The 17,595-nt window shown below is 28.9% G+C and carries 21 protein-coding genes; 16 read left to right on the forward strand and 5 right to left on the reverse strand.

Translation table 11 applies throughout. The features are described 5' to 3' along the window. The first annotated feature begins 119 nt into the window (after window positions 1-119). Genes L8U37_RS04490 through L8U37_RS04505 form a run of 4 tightly spaced genes read left to right on the forward strand, consistent with a single transcriptional unit; the run spans window position 120 to window position 4,215 of the window. Window positions 120-1,259, forward strand: a complete 1,140-nt coding sequence (locus L8U37_RS04490) for a hydrogenase small subunit (RefSeq protein ID WP_133318935.1) — start codon at window positions 120-122, stop codon at window positions 1,257-1,259. 2 nt (window positions 1,260-1,261) lie between these two features. Further along, the gene (locus L8U37_RS04495; RefSeq protein WP_263728699.1) at window positions 1,262-2,977 is read left to right on the forward strand and encodes a nickel-dependent hydrogenase large subunit; all 1,716 of its coding nucleotides are present in this window, start codon (window positions 1,262-1,264) and stop codon (window positions 2,975-2,977) included. A gap of 15 nt (window positions 2,978-2,992) precedes the next feature. Further along, window positions 2,993-3,685, forward strand: a complete 693-nt coding sequence (gene cybH / locus L8U37_RS04500) for a Ni/Fe-hydrogenase, b-type cytochrome subunit (RefSeq protein WP_133318933.1) — start codon at window positions 2,993-2,995, stop codon at window positions 3,683-3,685. Then, the gene (locus L8U37_RS04505; RefSeq protein WP_133318932.1) at window positions 3,682-4,215 is read left to right on the forward strand and encodes a HyaD/HybD family hydrogenase maturation endopeptidase; all 534 of its coding nucleotides are present in this window, start codon (window positions 3,682-3,684) and stop codon (window positions 4,213-4,215) included. Before cybH ends, L8U37_RS04505 begins: the two co-directional genes overlap by 4 nt. Window positions 4,216-4,237: 22 nt before the next feature. Here L8U37_RS04505 and L8U37_RS04510 read toward each other — a convergent pair whose 3' ends face one another. Further along, complete coding sequence (locus L8U37_RS04510) at window positions 4,238-4,660, reverse strand: PepSY-like domain-containing protein (protein ID WP_133318931.1); 423 nt, start codon at window positions 4,658-4,660, stop codon at window positions 4,238-4,240. A gap of 126 nt (window positions 4,661-4,786) precedes the next feature. On the opposite strand from L8U37_RS04510, the gene gltX reads away from it, so the two are divergent. Genes gltX through L8U37_RS04525 form a run of 3 tightly spaced genes read left to right on the forward strand, consistent with a single transcriptional unit; the run spans window position 4,787 to window position 8,009 of the window. Continuing rightward, window positions 4,787-6,082 carry a glutamate--tRNA ligase gene (gene gltX, locus L8U37_RS04515; RefSeq protein ID WP_263728700.1) on the forward strand — a complete coding sequence of 432 codons (1,296 nt, stop codon included), beginning with the start codon at window positions 4,787-4,789 and terminating at the stop codon, window positions 6,080-6,082. A gap of 1 nt (window position 6,083) precedes the next feature. Beyond that, window positions 6,084-6,371: a YggT family protein gene (locus tag L8U37_RS04520; RefSeq protein WP_012661430.1), complete on the forward strand. Its 288-nt coding sequence runs from the start codon at window positions 6,084-6,086 to the stop codon at window positions 6,369-6,371. Further along, window positions 6,372-8,009, forward strand: a complete 1,638-nt coding sequence (locus tag L8U37_RS04525) for a lytic transglycosylase domain-containing protein (RefSeq protein ID WP_133318929.1) — start codon at window positions 6,372-6,374, stop codon at window positions 8,007-8,009. On the opposite strand, the gene L8U37_RS04530 is transcribed toward L8U37_RS04525, so the two are convergent. Then, the gene (locus tag L8U37_RS04530) at window positions 7,897-8,391 is read right to left on the reverse strand and encodes a hypothetical protein (RefSeq protein ID WP_263661337.1); all 495 of its coding nucleotides are present in this window, start codon (window positions 8,389-8,391) and stop codon (window positions 7,897-7,899) included. The genes L8U37_RS04525 and L8U37_RS04530 overlap by 113 nt on opposite strands. An 87-nt stretch (window positions 8,392-8,478) precedes the next feature. Between L8U37_RS04530 and mobB the strand changes: the two genes are divergently transcribed. The 6 genes from mobB to L8U37_RS04560 all read left to right on the forward strand — a co-directional run bounded on the left by mobB (window position 8,479) and on the right by L8U37_RS04560 (window position 13,656). Further along, window positions 8,479-8,958: a molybdopterin-guanine dinucleotide biosynthesis protein B gene (gene mobB, locus L8U37_RS04535; protein WP_263728701.1), complete on the forward strand. Its 480-nt coding sequence runs from the start codon at window positions 8,479-8,481 to the stop codon at window positions 8,956-8,958. Window positions 8,959-8,967: 9 nt separating this feature from the next. Then, window positions 8,968-9,816, forward strand: coding sequence for a class 1 fructose-bisphosphatase (locus L8U37_RS04540; RefSeq protein ID WP_263728702.1), 849 nt, complete (start codon window positions 8,968-8,970; stop codon window positions 9,814-9,816). After that, entirely contained in the window at window positions 9,816-10,010 is a 195-nt protein-coding gene (locus tag L8U37_RS04545) for a hypothetical protein (protein WP_133318925.1), read from the forward strand. Before L8U37_RS04540 ends, L8U37_RS04545 begins: the two co-directional genes overlap by 1 nt. Window positions 10,011-10,022: 12 nt before the next feature. Beyond that, on the forward strand, window positions 10,023-11,909 hold the full coding sequence (metG, locus tag L8U37_RS04550; protein ID WP_263728704.1) for a methionine--tRNA ligase: 1,887 nt from the start codon (window positions 10,023-10,025) through the stop codon (window positions 11,907-11,909). Next, complete coding sequence (locus tag L8U37_RS04555) at window positions 11,910-12,851, forward strand: hypothetical protein (RefSeq protein WP_263659685.1); 942 nt, start codon at window positions 11,910-11,912, stop codon at window positions 12,849-12,851. A gap of 61 nt (window positions 12,852-12,912) precedes the next feature. Continuing rightward, on the forward strand, window positions 12,913-13,656 hold the full coding sequence (locus L8U37_RS04560) for a substrate-binding domain-containing protein (protein ID WP_263660322.1): 744 nt from the start codon (window positions 12,913-12,915) through the stop codon (window positions 13,654-13,656). A 41-nt stretch (window positions 13,657-13,697) separates the two neighbouring features. Here the strand turns inward: L8U37_RS04560 and L8U37_RS04565 are convergent, their stop codons facing one another. Beyond that, on the reverse strand, window positions 13,698-14,270 hold the full coding sequence (locus L8U37_RS04565; protein WP_263666556.1) for a YceI family protein: 573 nt from the start codon (window positions 14,268-14,270) through the stop codon (window positions 13,698-13,700). Between the two features lie 62 nt (window positions 14,271-14,332). Beyond that, complete coding sequence (gene queC, locus L8U37_RS04570; protein WP_263659687.1) at window positions 14,333-14,998, reverse strand: 7-cyano-7-deazaguanine synthase QueC; 666 nt, start codon at window positions 14,996-14,998, stop codon at window positions 14,333-14,335. A gap of 53 nt (window positions 14,999-15,051) precedes the next feature. Between queC and ybeY the strand changes: the two genes are divergently transcribed. Beyond that, on the forward strand, window positions 15,052-15,462 hold the full coding sequence (ybeY, locus tag L8U37_RS04575) for an rRNA maturation RNase YbeY (protein ID WP_220566256.1): 411 nt from the start codon (window positions 15,052-15,054) through the stop codon (window positions 15,460-15,462). A 294-nt stretch (window positions 15,463-15,756) separates the two neighbouring features. Here the strand turns inward: ybeY and L8U37_RS04580 are convergent, their stop codons facing one another. Continuing rightward, complete coding sequence (locus tag L8U37_RS04580) at window positions 15,757-16,167, reverse strand: PepSY-like domain-containing protein (RefSeq protein ID WP_133318918.1); 411 nt, start codon at window positions 16,165-16,167, stop codon at window positions 15,757-15,759. Between the two features lie 113 nt (window positions 16,168-16,280). On the opposite strand from L8U37_RS04580, the gene L8U37_RS04585 reads away from it, so the two are divergent. Continuing rightward, window positions 16,281-16,811 (forward strand): rhomboid family intramembrane serine protease, encoded by a 531-nt coding sequence (locus tag L8U37_RS04585; RefSeq protein ID WP_263728706.1) that lies wholly within the window; start codon window positions 16,281-16,283, stop codon window positions 16,809-16,811. Then, entirely contained in the window at window positions 16,808-17,299 is a 492-nt protein-coding gene (locus tag L8U37_RS04590; protein ID WP_133318916.1) for a SixA phosphatase family protein, read from the forward strand. Before L8U37_RS04585 ends, L8U37_RS04590 begins: the two co-directional genes overlap by 4 nt. Window positions 17,300-17,595 lie beyond the last annotated feature (296 nt).

The raw sequence follows: 17,595 nt of genomic DNA on the forward strand, positions 1-17,595 counted from the left end.
ATAATACTAAATTGTAAATACTTCGTATATTTGATTAAAAAATTATCATTTTTTATCTATTCTTAACAATAAATATTTTAAAATCTTTAATGATATTTCTATAATTTAAGGAACAACAAATGAGTGATTTAGATATTTTTAATCGCCGTTTAGACGCATTAGAAAAACTTCCTCTTTTGAAAAATGAGATTTCTATCTCTAAAGCCTTAGAGCAATCAGGTTTTTCAAGAAGAGATTTTATGAAATGGGCTAGTGCTATGACTGCATTTTTAGCATTACCTGCTAGCTTTACTCCAGTAGTTGCAAGAGCTGCTGAGCTCAGTGATAGACTTCCAGTGATTTGGCTTCATATGGCTGAATGTACAGGATGTTCTGAAAGTTTGTTAAGAAGTGATGCTCCTACCATTGATAGTTTGATTTTTGATCATATTTCTTTAGAATATCATGAAACTATAATGGGTGCTGCAGGTTGGCAAGCTGAACATAATCTTGAAGCTGCTATGGAAAAATACAAAGGTAGATATATCTTAATGGTAGAAGGTGGTATACCAACAGGTGCTACAGAAAACTTTTTAACTATAGGACCACATGGAAAAACAGGAAGACAATTAGCAGAACAAGCCTGTAATGATGCTTTAGCTATTTTTGCTATAGGTACTTGTTCGGCTTTTGGTGGTATCCAAGCTGCTAGACCTAATCCAAGCAATGCTGTAAGCTTAAGTAAAGTAACAAATAAAACAGTTATTAATGTACCAGGTTGTCCTCCAAGTGAAAAAAATATTATAGGTAATGTGATTCATTACATATTGTATCAAACATTGCCAGCACTTGATGCCTACAATAGGCCAAAATGGGCTTATGGGTTAAGAATTCATGATCTTTGTGAAAGAAGAGGACGCTTTGATGCGGGTGAATTTGTGCAACAATTTGGTGATGAGGGAGCAAAAAAAGGATATTGTCTTTATAAAGTAGGTTGTAAAGGCCCTTATACTTTTAATAATTGCTCAAGAGAGAGATTTAATCAACATACTTCATGGCCAATCCAAGCAGGACATGGTTGTATAGGCTGTTCTGAACCTGATTTTTGGGATACTATGGGACCTTTTGAAGAAGTGATGGCAGGAAGATTATTTGATACTGTTTATGGCTTGGGTGCTGATAGTATTTCAGATAAAATTGGTATAGGTGTGCTTTGTGTAACAGGCGTAGCTGTTGCTGCGCATGCTGTAATTGCTTCATTAGAAAAAAATAAGGATTAAAAATGTCAAAAAGAATTATTATAGATCCACTTACTAGAATAGAAGGACATTTAAGAGTTGAAGTAGTGGTTGATGAAAATAATGTCATTAAAGAAGCATATTCAGGATCGACTTTATGGAGAGGGATTGAAACTATTGTAAAAGGTCGTGATCCAAGAGATGCAGGCTTTTTAACTCAAAGAATTTGTGGTGTTTGTACTTTTTCACATTATAGAGCAGGGATTATCGCAGTAGAAAATGCTTTAGGTATTACTCCGCCACTAAATGCAGTTTTAACTAGAACTTTAATGAATGCAGCTTTATACATGCATGATCATCCTGTACATTTTTATCAACTTCATGGTCTTGATTTTGTTGATGTTGTAAGTGCTTTAAGTGCTGATGTAAAAAAAGCAAGTGATGAAGCATTTAAATATACTGATATGCCTTATGCAACAGGTGCAGATAAGCTTTTAGAAGTTCAGCAAAGACTAAAAACCTTTGTAGATAAAGGAAATCTTGGACCATTTGCAAATGCTTATTATGGACACGCAACTTATCGCTTTACTCCTGAGCAAAACCTTATTGCACTTTCGCATTATTTAGAATGTTTAAGAATTCAAAGAACAATAGCTCAAGCTATGGCGATTTTTGGTGCTAAAAATCCTCATCCACAAAGTTTAACAGTAGGTGGTGTAACTTGTGTTATGGATCTTTTAAACCCATCAAGAATGGCTGAATATATGACTAAATTCCAAGAAGTAGCTGATTTTATTAATCGTGCTTATTATCCGGATTTAATCATGGCAGCTAAAGCTTACTCTAAAGAAGCAAGTGTATTAAATGATGTAGGGGTAAATAACTTCTATACTGAGAGAGAATTCCAAATTTCAAGTGATGAATGGTTGTTTGAAGGTGGTATTATTAGAAATGGTGATTTGAGTAAGGTTGAAGAAGTAGATGAAGCTAAAATCACTGAAGAGGCTACAAGATCATGGTATGCAGACAATGAAGCTTTACATCCTTATGATGGTAAAACTAATCCAAACTATACAGGCTTAATTGATGGTGAAAGCATTGATGATAAAGGCAATATGGTTCATAGTAAGGTATTTGATATTAAAGGCAAATACAGCTGGATTAAAGCTCCAAGATATGAAAATTCGCCTATGCAAGTTGGACCATTAGCAAATATTTTAGTAAATTATGCTAAGGGTAATAAAATTGTAGTAGAAGCGGTTGATTCTTTCTTAAAAGCTACGAATTTACCAGTTCAAGCACTTATGAGCACTTTAGGAAGAACAGGCGCTAGAGCAATTGAAGCTAAAATTATTGCTGATCATGGTTTAAAAGCATTTAATTCTTTGATTGAAAATTTAAAAACAGATGAAAGTACTTGTGCTACTTATGTAATTGATAAAAACAAAGAATACAAAGGTAGATTTATGGGAAGTGCACCTCGTGGTGCATTGAGCCATTGGTGTAGGATTAAAAATGGTGTAATTGAAAATTGGCAAGCAGTAGTTCCTTCTACTTGGAATGCAAGTCCAAAAGATGTAAATGGAGTAGGTGGTAGCTATGAACAATGTCTTATTGGTATGAAACTAGCTGATGTTAAACAGCCTTTAGAAGTAATAAGAGCTATTCACTCTTATGATCCTTGTATAGCATGTGCAGTACATGTAATGGATACTAAAGGTAATAATCTTAGCGAGTATAAAGTTAATGTAAATTTATAAGGAAAGGACTTTAGTATGGATTCTAAACATTCCTTAAAATCAAACAGAAAGGCTGAATACGAATTTAGTATCGGTCTTCGTTTTACACATTGGTTAAGAGCGGTTGCAATCGTGATTTTAGTGGGGACTGGGTATTATATTTCTTATGTATTTCAAGCTCCTTCTATTTCATCTGAACCGACTTTATTTATGCAGGCAAAATACCGCATGGTGCACCAAATTTTTGGTTTTATCTTAATAGCTTGTGTAATTTTTAAAACATATTTGTTCTTTTTTGATTCAAAAAGTGATGGTGAGAGAAAGAGTATAAAAGATATTTTTAATGTAAAATTATGGATAGAGCAAATTAAATTTTACATTTTCCTAGGAAAACACCCGCATTTACAAGGTGTATACAATCCTTTGCAATTTGTAACTTACCTTTTCTTTTATCTTGTTATGTTTGGGCTTATTTTGACAGGATTAATCCTTTATATGCATGTATATCATGAAGGCTTGGGTGGATTTTTATATAATATTTTAAGACCTATTGAGGTAATGTTAGGTGGATTGGCTGATGTTAGAACCTATCATAGAATTTTAATGTGGGTTGTGTTGATTTTTGTTCCAGTGCATATTTATATGGCTGTATTTAACTCAGTTAAAGGTAAAGATGGTGCTTTAGATGCTATCTTTAGCGGTTATAAATTTGTAAGAGAAAATCGTTGAAACTTCTAGTTTTAGGTATTGGTAATATTATGTTTGCAGATGAGGGCTTAGGCGTTCATCTTTGCAAACTTTTAGAAAAAAATTATAAGTTTTATCATGAAAAAGACTCAGTGAGTTTTGTAGATGGTGGAACTTTGGCTTTACAACTTAGCTATATTATAGCCGAATATGATGAAATGATTGTGATTGATTGTATTGCAGCAGATGATGCTAAGATTGGAGATATTTTTTTCTTTCCTTATGATGCAATGCCAAAAAAAGTTAATTGGAGTGGTAGTGCGCATGAGGTTGAAATGCTTCAAACTTTACAATACATGGAACTTATGGGAGATTTACCTAAAACTCAAATTTTAGCTTGCGTGCCAAAGCGTATAGAGCCATTGAGTTTTGAACTTTCAAAAGAAGTCTTAAATGCTTTAGAAAAAATGGAGAAAATTTTACTTGATTTTTTAGAGAAAAAAGGCTTTACTTACAAGAGAATTGCTAATTATAATATACAAGAGCTTGCTCTAAATTCTTATAAAAGCTAAGCAAAAAAGCTTAGCTTAAATTCTAATCATCAAATTTTTGTCCTAAGAAATTTCCATTTACATCAGTATAAATTTCCATCATATTATTAAGTTTAAATTTATAACCTTGAATTTCTTTTTCAACTTTAATTATGCTTGCATTTGGGTGCATTTTTTTAATTGTTGCTAAAACATTTGGACTTAAAAAAGAAGTATCAATTGGTCTGTATTTTGCATCGATTTCTTTCCAATCTCCATTGATAAAAAACTCAAGCTCAGTTCCATTGTCTAAATAAACATCAAAGCTATCAATATCTTGTTTAACTAAAGCAATGTTTGAACCTGTAAAATGTTTTTGTATGAAATTTTTAGAATTTGCTGGTAAAGCATTAACTCCTACAATCATATCTTGTGCAAAAACAAAACCTGCAGTAACTAATGTTGCTAAAGCTATTTTTAATTTCATTTTTTATCCTTTATGTTGAATTATTTATGAAATCATATTGCTATTGAGTGAATTTTGTGTGAACTTAAAAGAAATAGCAAGTATTTAATTGTATAATGATAAAAAAGTTTTTTAAAAGGATAAATAATGTATAGGTTTGCACCATCGCCTACTGGAGATATGCATATTGGAAATTTAAGAGCAGCTTTATTTAATTATATTAAAGCAAGACAAGAAAATTCTGATTTTATTTTGCGTATTGAAGATACGGATAATGCTAGAAATATAGCTGGAAAAGAAGAAGAAATAAAAGCTATTTTAAAAGAATTTGGTATAACTTGGCAGCATTATTATGTACAAAGTGAGAATTTGAAATTTCATCGTCAAATGGCTTTAAAGCTAGTAAGTGAAAAAAAAGCTTTTGCTTGTTTTTGTACCGAGGATGAATTAGCTCATAAAAAAGAACTAGCTAAAAGTAAAAATCAAGCATATAGATACGATGGTACTTGTGAAAAACTTGCAGATATTGATGTATTAAATTGTGAAAAACCTTTCGTAATCCGTCTTAAAAAACCTCAATCGCAAATGAAATTTATAGACTATATTAAAGGTGAGATTGGTTTTAATCCCGAAGATATTGATAGTTTTGTGATTATGAGGGCTGATAAAACCCCAACTTATAATTTTGCTTGTGCGGTTGATGATATGCTAGAAGGTGTTACTTGTATTATAAGGGGCGAAGATCATGTTTCAAATACTCCTAAGCAAGAACATATTAGAGCAAGTTTGGGTTATGATAAAAGCATGACTTATGTACATTTGCCTATCATTTTAAATGAAGAAGGTGTTAAAATGAGCAAAAGAGAGGCTCATTCTAGTGTAAAATGGATGCTTGATAATGGATATTTAGCAAGTGCTATTGCAAATTATTTAATCCTTCTAGGTAATAAAACTCCAAAAGAGATTTTTACTTTAGAAGAAGCCATAGAATGGTTTGATTTGAAAAAAGTTTCAAAATCTCCTGCAAGATTTGATACTAAGCGTTTAATGCAAATTAACCGTGAGCATATAAAAATGCTTGATAATGATAAATTAAATTCTTTATTAAATTTAGGCAAAGATGTAGCTGAGCTTGCAAAATTTTATACTCAAGAAGCTAGCACGCTAAATGAGATAAGAGAAAAAATACAAGCAATTTTTGCAGTTAAAAATTATAATGAATTTGAAAAAGAATGTAAGTTGATTAAAGAAGTTTTAAAAGATTTAGATCTACCTCAAGAATATGATGAGTTTAAAAAGATTTTGATGGAAAAAACAAATTTAAAAGGTAAAAATTTCTTTATGCCTTTGCGTTTGGTATTAACAGGAGTTACTCACGGACCTGAAATGAGTGAAATTTATACTCTAATCAAGCCTTTTGTTAAAGAAATTATAAAGGAGTAAAATGGGAGTTGGAACAAGTTTGATTGTATCTTTGGTGCAAATTTTTTCTTTAGTTATTGAAATTTATGTATGGATTATAATCATTGCAGCATTGATTTCTTGGGTAAGGCCTGATCCATATAATCCTATAGTGCAAATTTTATATCGTTTAACTAATCCTGCTTATGCTTTTGTAAGAAGGTTTATTCCTACTACTATAGGGAGTATTGATTTAGCACCTTTGATTATTATTTTAGGATTAAAATTTATCCAAATATTTTTATCAAATTTAATTTTAGGAAGTTTATAAGTGTTGAAAAAAAGTGTAGTGTTACTTTTAGCTGGAGTTGTTTTTGCAAATAGTGCAATGTATTCTTATAAAGAATTAGAGCAAAGACCAAATTCTTTAGCTAAGGATTATTATTTATATCGTTTATTAGAAAAAAATGAATTTAAAAAAGAAGAAGTTGAAGGTTTAAAAGAACATATTTATCGTTATGCAGGGCGTATTAAAAATGCCATTGAAGCCATTATTCCGCCTTTGGGGTATAATAAAGAATATGAAGCTTGTTATAAATTTAATACGCAAAATATCTTAGATGCTAATGCTACTTGTCAGCTTATAAGATTAAATAGTTTAACTTTTATACAAGATCTTAATGCTTCAGTGCGTAATGAGATGAAAAAAAATATCCCACAGGATAATCCAAATTTAACAAAACTTTTAGAAGCTTTTGATGCTAAAGATCCTCTAAGTTATGCGGTTTTAAATTATGATAGTGCTAATTTTTATAAAATCTATAATTTCTTAAAAGATAAAAAAGATTTTTTCTTAGAAAAAGATTTTGTAAATGAATTAGCTAAAGAAAAAGAATTTACAAATTTTGTAAAAGAAATTATCATTAAGAAAAAAAGTCCATTGATAAGAAAATCTCTAGTCAATGTAGATGCAAATTTAACTTTTCAAGATAATGCTTTTTATCTAGGTGTAAATGCTATTTTAGAAAATGACGATAAAAAAGCATTGGAATTTTTTCAAGTAGCAAAAGATACTTTTAAAAGCAAACCTTTAGTAGATAATGCAAATTTTTGGCTATATTTGATCACTCAAGATAAAAAGTACATTGATGAGCTTGCTCAAAGTGATTCTTTAAATATTTATAGTCTTTATGCAAGAGAGTTAAAAGGCTTGCCTTTACCTAAAATAGAAGAATTAAAGCCAAAAAAACAAAAAAATGATTTTGATATGAAAGATCCTTTTGCTTGGCAAAAGCTCGCAAAAGAAATTGCAAAAGGCACTCCTAATGAGCTAGAAAAGCTCGCAAAAGATTTTTATACCAAGGAAAATATCGCTATTTATGCCTATATTAAAGAAAGGGCTGAAGGTTTTAAAAAACATTATTTTATTATGCCTTATTTTGAATATTTAAAAGATTATTCTACGCAAAGAAAAGCTATGATTTTAGCTTTAGCTAGACAAGAAAGTCGTTTTATACCAACAGCCATTTCAACTTCTTATGCTTTGGGTATTATGCAATTTATTCCATTTTTAGCTAATCATATAGGCAATAAAGAACTGCAAATTCCAAATTTTGATCAAGATATGCTTTTTGAACCAAAAACAGCTTATACTTTTGCAAATCATCATTTAGATTATTTAGAATCTAAACTTAATTCCCCGGTTTTTGTGGCTTATGCTTATAATGGAGGTATAGGATTTACCACTAGAATGCTCAAAAGAGAAGATATGTTTAGAGCGGGAAAATATGAGCCATTTTTATCAATGGAGCTTGTTCCTTATGCAGAAAGCAGGGTATATGCTAAGAAAGTTTTAGCTAATTATGTTGTTTATTTGCATCTTCTGAACGATAATACACCGATTTCGAAATTTTTTGAAACTTTAGCTCAAAACACTGATTCTCAAAACACAAATCAAGTTTTAAAATAGGTTTTTGCACTAATTCATTAAGAGTGATTTTATAATAACTTGCATAATCACTCTTAATGATATATTTAAATAATTCATCATTTTGATCTAAGGTTTTTATGTTAGTTTTTTCTCCATCTATGAGTATTGAAATTTGCTCTTGTTTGATGTTGATATTTGGCAAAAAACTAAGTACAAAAACTTCTTTTTGACTTTTTTCATCTAATACAGGGTTTAAATAGCTCAATAAAGCAACTACTCTATTATCTTTATAATTAAAATTAATTTTTTGTGCATACATTAGAGTTTGGCTTTTTAAATTAATTTCACTTTGCTCTTGGGTTTTATTAGAGCATGCGGTAAAAATAAGTGTTAAAAAAATAATCATATAAACTTTTTTCATATTTTTGTTCCTAATTTTTTTATAATTATAAGCTTTTAACTTTTAAAAAGATATAATTTCATTTATTTTATTTGATTTAAGGAAGTTATGAAAAGATTAGCAATGGCTTTTAGCGGGCCTTCCAATTCAGGTAAAACGACTTTGATTACTCAAGTTGCTAAGTATTTTATGGAGCAAAATTATAAAGTATGTATTATAAAACATGATCCAAAAGATAAAGCAAGCTTTGATATAGCAAAAAAAGATAGTTTTAAATTTTTTCAAAGTGGTGCTGATGTAATGGTTTTAAGTCCCACAAGGACAACTTTATTTGCACATTCTCCAAGTACTTTAGATGAAGCTATTTCTAAACTAGGAGAATTTGATTTTTTATTTATAGAGGGCTTAAAAACCTTAGATATGCCAAGAATTAGCGTTTTTTGTAAAGAAGTAGATGAGAGCTATTTTGCTTATTCTAAGGCTATTGCAAGCTATGATAAAATTGAAAATAAAAATTTAACTTGGCTTTATTTGGATGATTTGGAAAGTATTTGTGATTTTATATTAAAAAATTCAAAAAAAGTATAGAGGTAAAATATGCAAGAATTAATTGACGATATACAAAAAGCAGTGATTGAAATTTCAAAAGAACTTAGATATTTAAAAGATTTTGATTATACCACTTCTCAAAATGCCACAGGAGATAATCAATTAAAACTTGATGTGAAAAGCGATGAGATTATCACTAGAATTTTAAAGCAAAGCAAAGGTTTAAAAAGCTTAATTAGCGAGGAAAAACAAGAGCAATTGCTAATCAATGAAAATGAAAAATATGTTGTTGCTTATGATCCTTTAGATGGTTCTTCTTTAGTAGATGTGAATTTTGCTATAGGTTCTATTTTTGCTATTTATGAGCAAAAGGCTAGTGCAAAAAATCTAAAAGCAGCAGTTTATGCTATTTATGGCGTGCGTTTAGAGCTTATAGTGTGTATAGACACTCCTAAGCTTTATAGATTAAACGAAAAAGATGAATTTGTTTTTGTTAAGGATTTAAAATTAAATGAACAAGGCAAATTAAATGCAAGCGGTGGGACACAAAAAAATTGGTCAAATACTCATAGAGCCTTTATAAAAGCTTTATTTGATGAGGGTTATCGCTTGAGATATTCTGGTGCTATGGTGAGTGATTTGCACCAAATTTTACTCAAAGGTGGAGGGTTGTTTTCATATCCTGCAACAAGCGATGCACCAAATGGAAAATTAAGAGCATATTTCGAGGTGTTTCCTTTTGCTTTTATTTTTGAAAAAGCAGGAGGATTTTCTACCAATGGAGAAAATAATTCTTTACTTGATTTAGAATTTGAAAAAATTCATGCAAGTACGCCATGCTTTTTGGGTTCTAAATATGAAATTGAAAAACTAAAACAAGCTTATAAAGGTTTTTAATGGCTGAAGTTAAAGATGAATTTGAGTTGGCTTTAGAAGTTAAAAAAAATGAACTTCAAGCTTGTCAAAACGAAAAAAAAATAAAATCTTGTTTACCTTGCTCTATGATTTTTGAGTGCTCTTTAAGAAAAGAGTATATAGAAGCAGTTTATAAGAGTATGTCTAAAGGTAAAGAAGGTGGATTTGATTTTTAATAAAGGTTGAAAATGCGTTATATTACTACCCCGATATATTATGTAAATGATGTGGCTCATATTGGTCATGCTTACACTACGATTATAGCAGATACTTTGGCTAGATTTTATCGCTTACAAGGAGAAAAAACATTCTTTTTAACAGGCACAGATGAACATGGTCAAAAAATAGAGCAAGCTGCTAGCGTTAGAAATTTTACTCCTAAAGAATATGCAGATGAAATTAGTGCTAAGTTTAAAAAACTTTGGGATGAGTTTGAGATTTCTTATGATTATTTCATTAGAACTACGGATGAAAATCACAAATTAAGCGTTCAAAAAGCATTTAAAAAAATGTATGATAAAGGTGATATTTACAAAGGCACTTATGAAGGCTTTTATTGTGTTTCTTGTGAGAGTTATTTTACTCAAACTCAACTTATAAATGAGTGTCATTGTCCAGATTGTGGTAAGAAAACACAGCTTTTAAAAGAAGAAAGTTATTTTTTCAAGCTTTCTAAATATCAAGATCAAATTCTTAAATGGTACAAAGAAAAAGAGCCGATTTTACCTAAAAATAAGGCTAATGAGTTGATTTATTTTGTAGAAGGTGGCTTAAAAGATCTTTCCATTACAAGAACGAGTTTTGAATGGGGTATAAAGCTTCCAAAAGAACTAAATGATGAAAAACATGTGGTGTATGTTTGGCTTGATGCTTTGATGAATTATGTGAGTGCTTTGGGCTATGGACTTGATGATGAAAATATGGATCTTTGGCCTGCTCATATACACTTTGTAGGCAAAGATATTTTGCGTTTTCATGCAGTGTATTGGCCTGCGTTTTTGATGAGTTTAGAACTTCCTTTACCTAAATTTATAGCAGCACATGGTTGGTGGACTAAAGATGGTGAAAAAATGAGCAAATCTAAAGGCAATGTAGTAGCGCCTAAAGAAGTAGCAGATACTTTTGGTTTAGAAGCTTTTAGATATTTTTTACTCAGAGAAGTTCCTTTTGGTAATGATGGGGATTTTTCGCAAAAAGCATTAATCATTAGAATCAATGCAGAATTGAGCAATGAGCTTGGAAATTTATTAAATAGAATTATCGGTATGAGTGCTAAGTATTCTCAAAATATTATTGAGTGTAAAGATGTGAATTTGTATTTTAATCAAGAATTAAATGAATGCAAAGAGTATTTAGATAATGCAATCAATGCTTTGGAAAATATCCAGCCAAATCGCTATTTAGAGGAACTTTTCAAGGCTTTATCTTTAGCAAATTTAAGTATTAGTAAATATGAGCCTTGGAATTTGATTAAAAATAATCAAACGCAAAAAGCTAATGCTTTAGTGGCTTTATGTGCTAATATTTTAACAAAAGCAACTATTTTACTTTCAGCTGCTATGCCAAAGACAGCATTAAAAATTGCAAAGGCTTTAAATTTTGAAATATCAAACGAAAATTATCAAAAACTAATTTTAAATAATCAATTATGTGATTTAAAATCAAGTGCATGTGAAGCTTTGTTTCCAAAAGTTGAATTAACCCAAGAAAACAAAAAAGAAGAAAAATTAGAAGAGAAGCCAAATTTAGCTCAAATTAAAATAGATGATTTTAAAAAAATCGAAATCAAAGTAGCATTAGTAAAAGATTGTCAGAATATAGAAGGCAGTGAAAAGCTTTTAAAATTTCAACTTGAACTTGAAAATGGCGAACTAAGACAAGTGCTTTCAGGTATTGCTAAATTTTATAAAGCTAGTGAGTTAATAGGCAAGCAAGTTTGCGTAATTACAAATCTAAAAAAAGCTAAAATTTTTGGTCATGAAAGCCAAGGTATGATTTTAAGTGCTCAAAAAGATGAAAAATTAGTTTTGATAAGCCCGCAAGGCTTTATCGAAAATGGAGCTTTAATAGGCTAGATGAATATTTCTAACTTTATCGAACTTATTAATGCTCGAGTTTTAAATTATGGAGCAACTTCTAGTGTTTATGATTTTAGTATAGATTTAAACAAAGTCAAACAAGCAAGTGTTTTTTTTGCTAAAAATAATGAACAAGCAAGCTTTGCTATAAAACTTGGTGCTTATGTTATAGTAAGTGAGGAAAGATTAAAACTTGAAGATAAAGATGTGTTTTATCTTCAAGTTGATGATTTAGAAGCAACTATTTTTAGACTTTTTAGATTTTTAAGTGAAGAAAAATCTTATGAATTTATATATTGCAATCATGTAGAATTAAAATTTGCAAAGGCATTTAATTTTAAAGTCTTAAACTCAAATATTTTATTAGATTTTGATCTTTTGAAAAATTCAAAAGAAAAAACTTTCTTTTGCTCTGATGATGAAAAATTTATTTTAAAACTTAAATCAAATTTTCATACTTTAAAAGCATGTAAATACGAAATTTTAGGCTCTAAATCTTTATTTCAAACAAGTTTGCTTTGTAAAAATTTGTATTTTAAAGATTTAAAATTTGCATTTTTTTATGCAGATATTTTTGCTAGATTTATTGATTTTGCTGAAAAGCAAAATCTATCTTTTAATTTTAATGAAAAAAAGTTAGATCTTTTTAAGGCATATTTTTTAAACTCAAAAAATGAAATTTGTGCTTTTGGTGGAAGTTCTAGAGTAATTTTACTTGTGGAAAACGAAAAAGATTTTGAATTTATATGCCAAAAGCTCCAAGGCGTTAAAGATTTCAAAATAGCATTAAAAAATTCATTATTTTGTGATTTTTCTTATATAAATTTGAGTGAATTAAAGAATTTTTTTGATTTTAAATATTGCCTAATCAAAGAAAGCGAAGAAGAGTTTTTGGAGTATTTTTTAGCACGAGAGAAAAAAATTAGTTTATTTGATTAAAAAAATATCAACTTTAAAAAGATATATTTACGATTTTATTTTATTAATTTAAGGAAAAAATATGAAAAAATTTTTATTTTTAAGTTTATTTGCTGCAGCTGCATTAAATGCTGAAATTTTAGTTTATGGTCCAGGTGGTCCTGCTCCTGTTTTGAAAGAGCTTGCTAAGCAATTTGAAGAAAAACATGGAGAAAAAGTTATTATTAATGCAGGACCAACACCTAAATGGATAAAAAAAGCAAAAACAGATGCTGATATTATTTATTCAGGTAATACTTCTATGATGGATGGTTTTGTTAAAGCAATGCCAAAACAAATCAAAATACAAGATGTTCAGGTTTTAAATGCTAGAGGCTCGGGTATGATTGTGAGAGCAAATAATCCAAAAAAAATTAAAAAATTTGAAGATCTTTTAAAAGATGGTGTTAATGTTATGGTGGTTGATGGAGCAGGGCAGGTTGGCTTATATGAGGATATGGCTTTAAAAACAGGAAAAATTGAAAACCTAGAAAAATTAAGAAAAAACATTAAAGTATATGCTAAAAATTCAAAAGCAGCGGTTGATGAGTGGAAAAATAATCAAAATATCGATGCTTTAATCATTTGGACACATTGGATTAAAGCAGTTGGAGAGAAAGAAAATAAATTTATTTTAGCGGATAAAAATTCAATCATTTACAGAGCGGCTGAAATAGTTCCAACGCAAAAAGGTTTAAAAAATCCAAAAGTAGCTGAATTCATCAAATTTACACAAAGTAAAGAAGCTCAAAAAATTTGGAAAAAAGAAGGTTGGGTAGCTAAATAAAAATCAAAGCATTTTACAAAAAGTAAAATGCTTTTATAATATTATTTTTCGTTGATTTCTGCTTCGATGCTAATTTGTACTTCATCGCTAAGTGTTAAGCTAGAAGTATCAGGAGCAAATTTGAAATCACTTCTTTTAATTTGTCCTTGTAGAGTAAAACCTGCTTTTTCTTTACCACTATCTGTTTTAATAACACCGCCAATTTCAGTATCTAAAACAACATCTTTGCTTATTCCAGCAATGCTTAATGAGCCATACATTTTACCTTTTTCATTAGAGATTTTTTCATATTTACTCATAGTAAAAGTAATGTTTGGATGAGTTTTTGCTTTAAAAAAATCATCTTGTTGTAAATGTGCATCTCTTGCTTTATTTTCTGTGTTTATAGAAGCAACTTTTATATTTGCTTGAAGTTTGTTAAATTCAAATTTAGCACTATCAAAATCAATTACTGCATCATAATCTTTAAAATTTCCATTTACATTGCTAATTTGTAAATGTTTGATTTTAAAAGCTACATTTGTGTGTGCTTTATCTAAGCTAAATTCTTTACTCAAAGCACTACTTGCCAAAATCGAAGCAGCTAAAAATGAACCAAATAATATTTTTTTCATGTTTTCTCCTTAATGTTTAAAAAAGCAAATTATACAAACTAAAATAAAATGAAAGTAAATTTTTAAACATATTCTATAAAATCTTTTACATTAGCCTCTTTAAAGCCTTTTAGTCTTAATAAACAACTATCACATTTACCACAAGCTTTATCTTCTCTTTCATAGCAAGACCAAGTGTATTCTAAGGCTACCTTTTCTTTTAGGGCTAATTCAACTATTTGTCCTTTACTTAGATGAACTAATGGGGTTTTTATTTGTACTTTGCAAGTTTTTGTTGTTCCTTCATTGATAAATTCATTGGCTTTTTGTATAAATTTCGCACTGCAATCAGGATAACCACTGCTATCTTCTTGTACCACTCCTATAAAAATACTTTCACAATTTTCCTTTTCAGCTATAGCACCTGCGATAGATAAAAAAATACCATTTCTAAAAGGAACATAGGTGTTTGGGACTTCTTTTTCATGTAGTTTTTCTTTGGGAATTTCTAAATTTAAATCTGTTAATGAGTTTCCTCCAATATTTGCTATAAATGACACATCTAAAATATATTTTGTTTTTATGTTAAGTTTTTCACAAATTTTATTAAAACATTCCCTTTCTTTAAGCATGGTGCGTTGGTTATAGTCAAAATGTAAAGCAATGATCTCATATCCTTCTTTTTTAGCTAAATATGCACATAAAGTACTATCCATACCACCACTTATAATACAAAGAGCTTTTTTCATGCTTTTCCTTAATTTTGATATAATTTTGAAATTATAAAATCAAAAGGATAATAATGATTTTTTGTGAAGAAGAAATGGATATTTCTTTTCTTGAAAAAATAGCACAGAAAATGAGCGATCAAAATATAGAGCTTGTTTTGGTAGATGAAAGAGTTATGCGTGAGATTAATTTTAGTCAAAGAGGTATAGATAAAACTACAGATGTGTTATCTTTTCCTTTGATACAAAATTGTGAAAATTTACTTGGCAGTATTGTGATAAATTTAGATGAAGTAAGTAAAAAAGCAATGGAGTATAAACACAGTAATGAAGAAGAGATGGCATTACTTTTTATACATGCTATGCTTCATTTACAAGGATATGATCATGAGGTAGATCAAGGACAAATGAGACAAAAAGAACAAGAATGGATTGAATATTTTAAGCTACCAAAAAGCCTGATAGTAAGAGTGCAAGAGGAGTAAATATTTAAAAAATTTTAGCTTATGTGTGAGTTATATACCTATAATGAAAATACATTTATACTAAATATTTTAGGAAAAATTTGATATTTGTTTATCTAGTTTGACAAAGAGTAGTACTAATTATGATTTTGTCCAAACAAAGTAAAATCAATATTTAAGGTGAGAAAATCAATACGGAGCCTATGATAAAGCTCCTTATTCTGCCGGAGCAATTGAAATTTTTATAAGTTTTGATAAGGGTTAAAGCCTTTTTAGAAGAAAATTTAAAACTTGCTTATTTGATCTTAAACAATTTTAATCGTCAAATTTTTGTCTTAAAATAGTCCCATTATCATCAATATAAAGTTTCATTTGATTATTAAGTTCTATTTTGTAATATGAAATTTTTCTTTCTATTTCAATAATCGCTGCATTTGGATAGGTATTTTTAATGGTATTTTGTATTGCTAAAGGCAAAATAGCATAATTTAAAGATCTGAAATTTTCAGCTTCTTTAAATTCTCCATTGAGTGAAAACTCAATTTCACTTCCATCACTTAAATAAATTTCGTAAGAATATCCATCTTGTTCTACTAGACCAATCTCTGCATTAAAGTAATCTTTAATAAATTGTTTGATATTTACCGGCAAAGAATCAGGTGCTATGACTATACCAGCATTAAGAGTATTTAAACTAATCAAAAAAGCTAAAGCTAGTTTTTTCATTTTTAACCTTATTGTATTTTTGACGATATTGTATCTTATTAATGTGAATTTTATGTGTAAGCTAGAATTTAAATAGCTTTTTGTTATAATTATCAAAAATACAAAGTAGGGCAATGGTAGCTTCATTTTTAATCGCTTTTAATGTTATTGTATTTATTTTTGTAAATTATCTTTATTTTGGTTCTTTAAATTTAGATACTATTTTGGGTTTAAATTTATTTTTTTTTCAAGGATTTTATTGGCAAATTTTAAGCTCAATATTTATGCATGGAAATTGGCCTCATTTGATTTTAAATATGATAGTGCTTTTTCAATTTGGCTCTATGCTTGAAAAATACTTAAAAAGTTTTAAATTTACCCTGCTTTATTTAATCGGTGGAATTCTTTGCTCTTTGCTTAGTGCTTTTTATGTGTATTTAAGTTTTGATGGTAGTTTTGTAAATGTAGTGGGTGCAAGTGGTGCTATATGTGTTTTAATGGGGTATTATGCATATTTGGATAAAACCGCCACCAAAGGACTTATCGTGGCTATATTATTAATGAGTTTTGTGCCTATTTTTATGGGTGTTAATATAGCTTGGTATGCACATATTTTTGGCTTTATATGTGGATATGCTTTGGGTAAATTTAAGGTTATAAGATGAAATATATCTATTTTATTCGTCATGCTAAAGCTCAAAAAGAAAATTACGATCAAGATTTACAACGAGAACTTAGTTCTAGTGGAAAAGATGATTTAAAAACTATGATTTATAGGATTAAGGATTTAGAATTTAAAGCCCAAAGCATTATCTCAAGTCCTGCTAAGCGCTGTATAAAAACAGCACAAAAACTCTGTAAAAGCTTTTCTTTAAAAGAAAAAGATATCAAGATAGAAAAAAGCTTTTATGATGGTAATTTAAAGGATGTGTTAAATTTTATAAAAGAATCAAAAGAGAGTAGGGTAGTGCTAATTATGCACAATCCTTTATTGCAAGAACTTTGTGAGTATCTAGCTCATATAGATTTAGAAAACTTTCCAACTTCTGCTATTTTATGTATGCAATTTGATATAAAAGAATTTAAAGATATAAAAGAACACAGCGGGGAAGTTGTGTTTTTTGATTATCCTAAAAGTCAAGAAAATAACTAATCTACATTTTTAAACTTCAAATTTATTTAAGCAAAAATATAAACTAAAATTTAGTTGAAATGAAAAATATACATCTTTAGTCTTTTATAGCTGCATAAAATAACTTATAATATTTTTCAAAAAATTATACTTATTTTTTTATGGATAAATTATTTTCATCCAAAAAATAAAATGCTTTAAAATATTATATTATAGGTATTTTTAAATATATTTTACTTATGTATAAACAGATAAATATAAAAGTTTGAAAATTATAGTTTTCAATACAAAATATATATAATTTCAATATTTTACTA

The organism is Campylobacter sp. RKI_CA19_01122 (genome assembly GCF_025771325.1).
Taxonomy (GTDB): domain Bacteria; phylum Campylobacterota; class Campylobacteria; order Campylobacterales; family Campylobacteraceae; genus Campylobacter_D; species Campylobacter_D lari_D.

Bases quoted from the DNA above. Each gene is read 5' to 3' on its own strand.
- L8U37_RS04590 (WP_133318916.1), top strand. From the start codon at position 16,808: ATGAAATATATCTATTTTATTCGTCATGCTAAAGCTCAAAAAGAAAAT.
- L8U37_RS04510 (WP_133318931.1), bottom strand. From the start codon at position 4,660: ATGAAATTAAAAATAGCTTTAGCAACATTAGTTACTGCAGGTTTTGTT.
- ybeY (WP_220566256.1), top strand. From the start codon at position 15,052: ATGATTTTTTGTGAAGAAGAAATGGATATTTCTTTTCTTGAAAAAATA.
- mobB (WP_263728701.1), top strand. From the start codon at position 8,479: ATGAAAAGATTAGCAATGGCTTTTAGCGGGCCTTCCAATTCAGGTAAA.
- queC (WP_263659687.1), bottom strand. From the start codon at position 14,998: ATGAAAAAAGCTCTTTGTATTATAAGTGGTGGTATGGATAGTACTTTA.
- L8U37_RS04540 (WP_263728702.1), top strand. From the start codon at position 8,968: ATGCAAGAATTAATTGACGATATACAAAAAGCAGTGATTGAAATTTCA.
- L8U37_RS04565 (WP_263666556.1), bottom strand. From the start codon at position 14,270: ATGAAAAAAATATTATTTGGTTCATTTTTAGCTGCTTCGATTTTGGCA.
- L8U37_RS04545 (WP_133318925.1), top strand. From the start codon at position 9,816: ATGGCTGAAGTTAAAGATGAATTTGAGTTGGCTTTAGAAGTTAAAAAA.
- cybH (WP_133318933.1), top strand. From the start codon at position 2,993: ATGGATTCTAAACATTCCTTAAAATCAAACAGAAAGGCTGAATACGAA.
- L8U37_RS04580 (WP_133318918.1), bottom strand. From the start codon at position 16,167: ATGAAAAAACTAGCTTTAGCTTTTTTGATTAGTTTAAATACTCTTAAT.
- L8U37_RS04490 (WP_133318935.1), top strand. From the start codon at position 120: ATGAGTGATTTAGATATTTTTAATCGCCGTTTAGACGCATTAGAAAAA.
- metG (WP_263728704.1), top strand. From the start codon at position 10,023: ATGCGTTATATTACTACCCCGATATATTATGTAAATGATGTGGCTCAT.
- L8U37_RS04520 (WP_012661430.1), top strand. From the start codon at position 6,084: ATGGGAGTTGGAACAAGTTTGATTGTATCTTTGGTGCAAATTTTTTCT.
- L8U37_RS04560 (WP_263660322.1), top strand. From the start codon at position 12,913: ATGAAAAAATTTTTATTTTTAAGTTTATTTGCTGCAGCTGCATTAAAT.
- L8U37_RS04495 (WP_263728699.1), top strand. From the start codon at position 1,262: ATGTCAAAAAGAATTATTATAGATCCACTTACTAGAATAGAAGGACAT.
- L8U37_RS04585 (WP_263728706.1), top strand. From the start codon at position 16,281: ATGGTAGCTTCATTTTTAATCGCTTTTAATGTTATTGTATTTATTTTT.
- gltX (WP_263728700.1), top strand. From the start codon at position 4,787: ATGTATAGGTTTGCACCATCGCCTACTGGAGATATGCATATTGGAAAT.
- L8U37_RS04555 (WP_263659685.1), top strand. From the start codon at position 11,910: ATGAATATTTCTAACTTTATCGAACTTATTAATGCTCGAGTTTTAAAT.
- L8U37_RS04530 (WP_263661337.1), bottom strand. From the start codon at position 8,391: ATGAAAAAAGTTTATATGATTATTTTTTTAACACTTATTTTTACCGCA.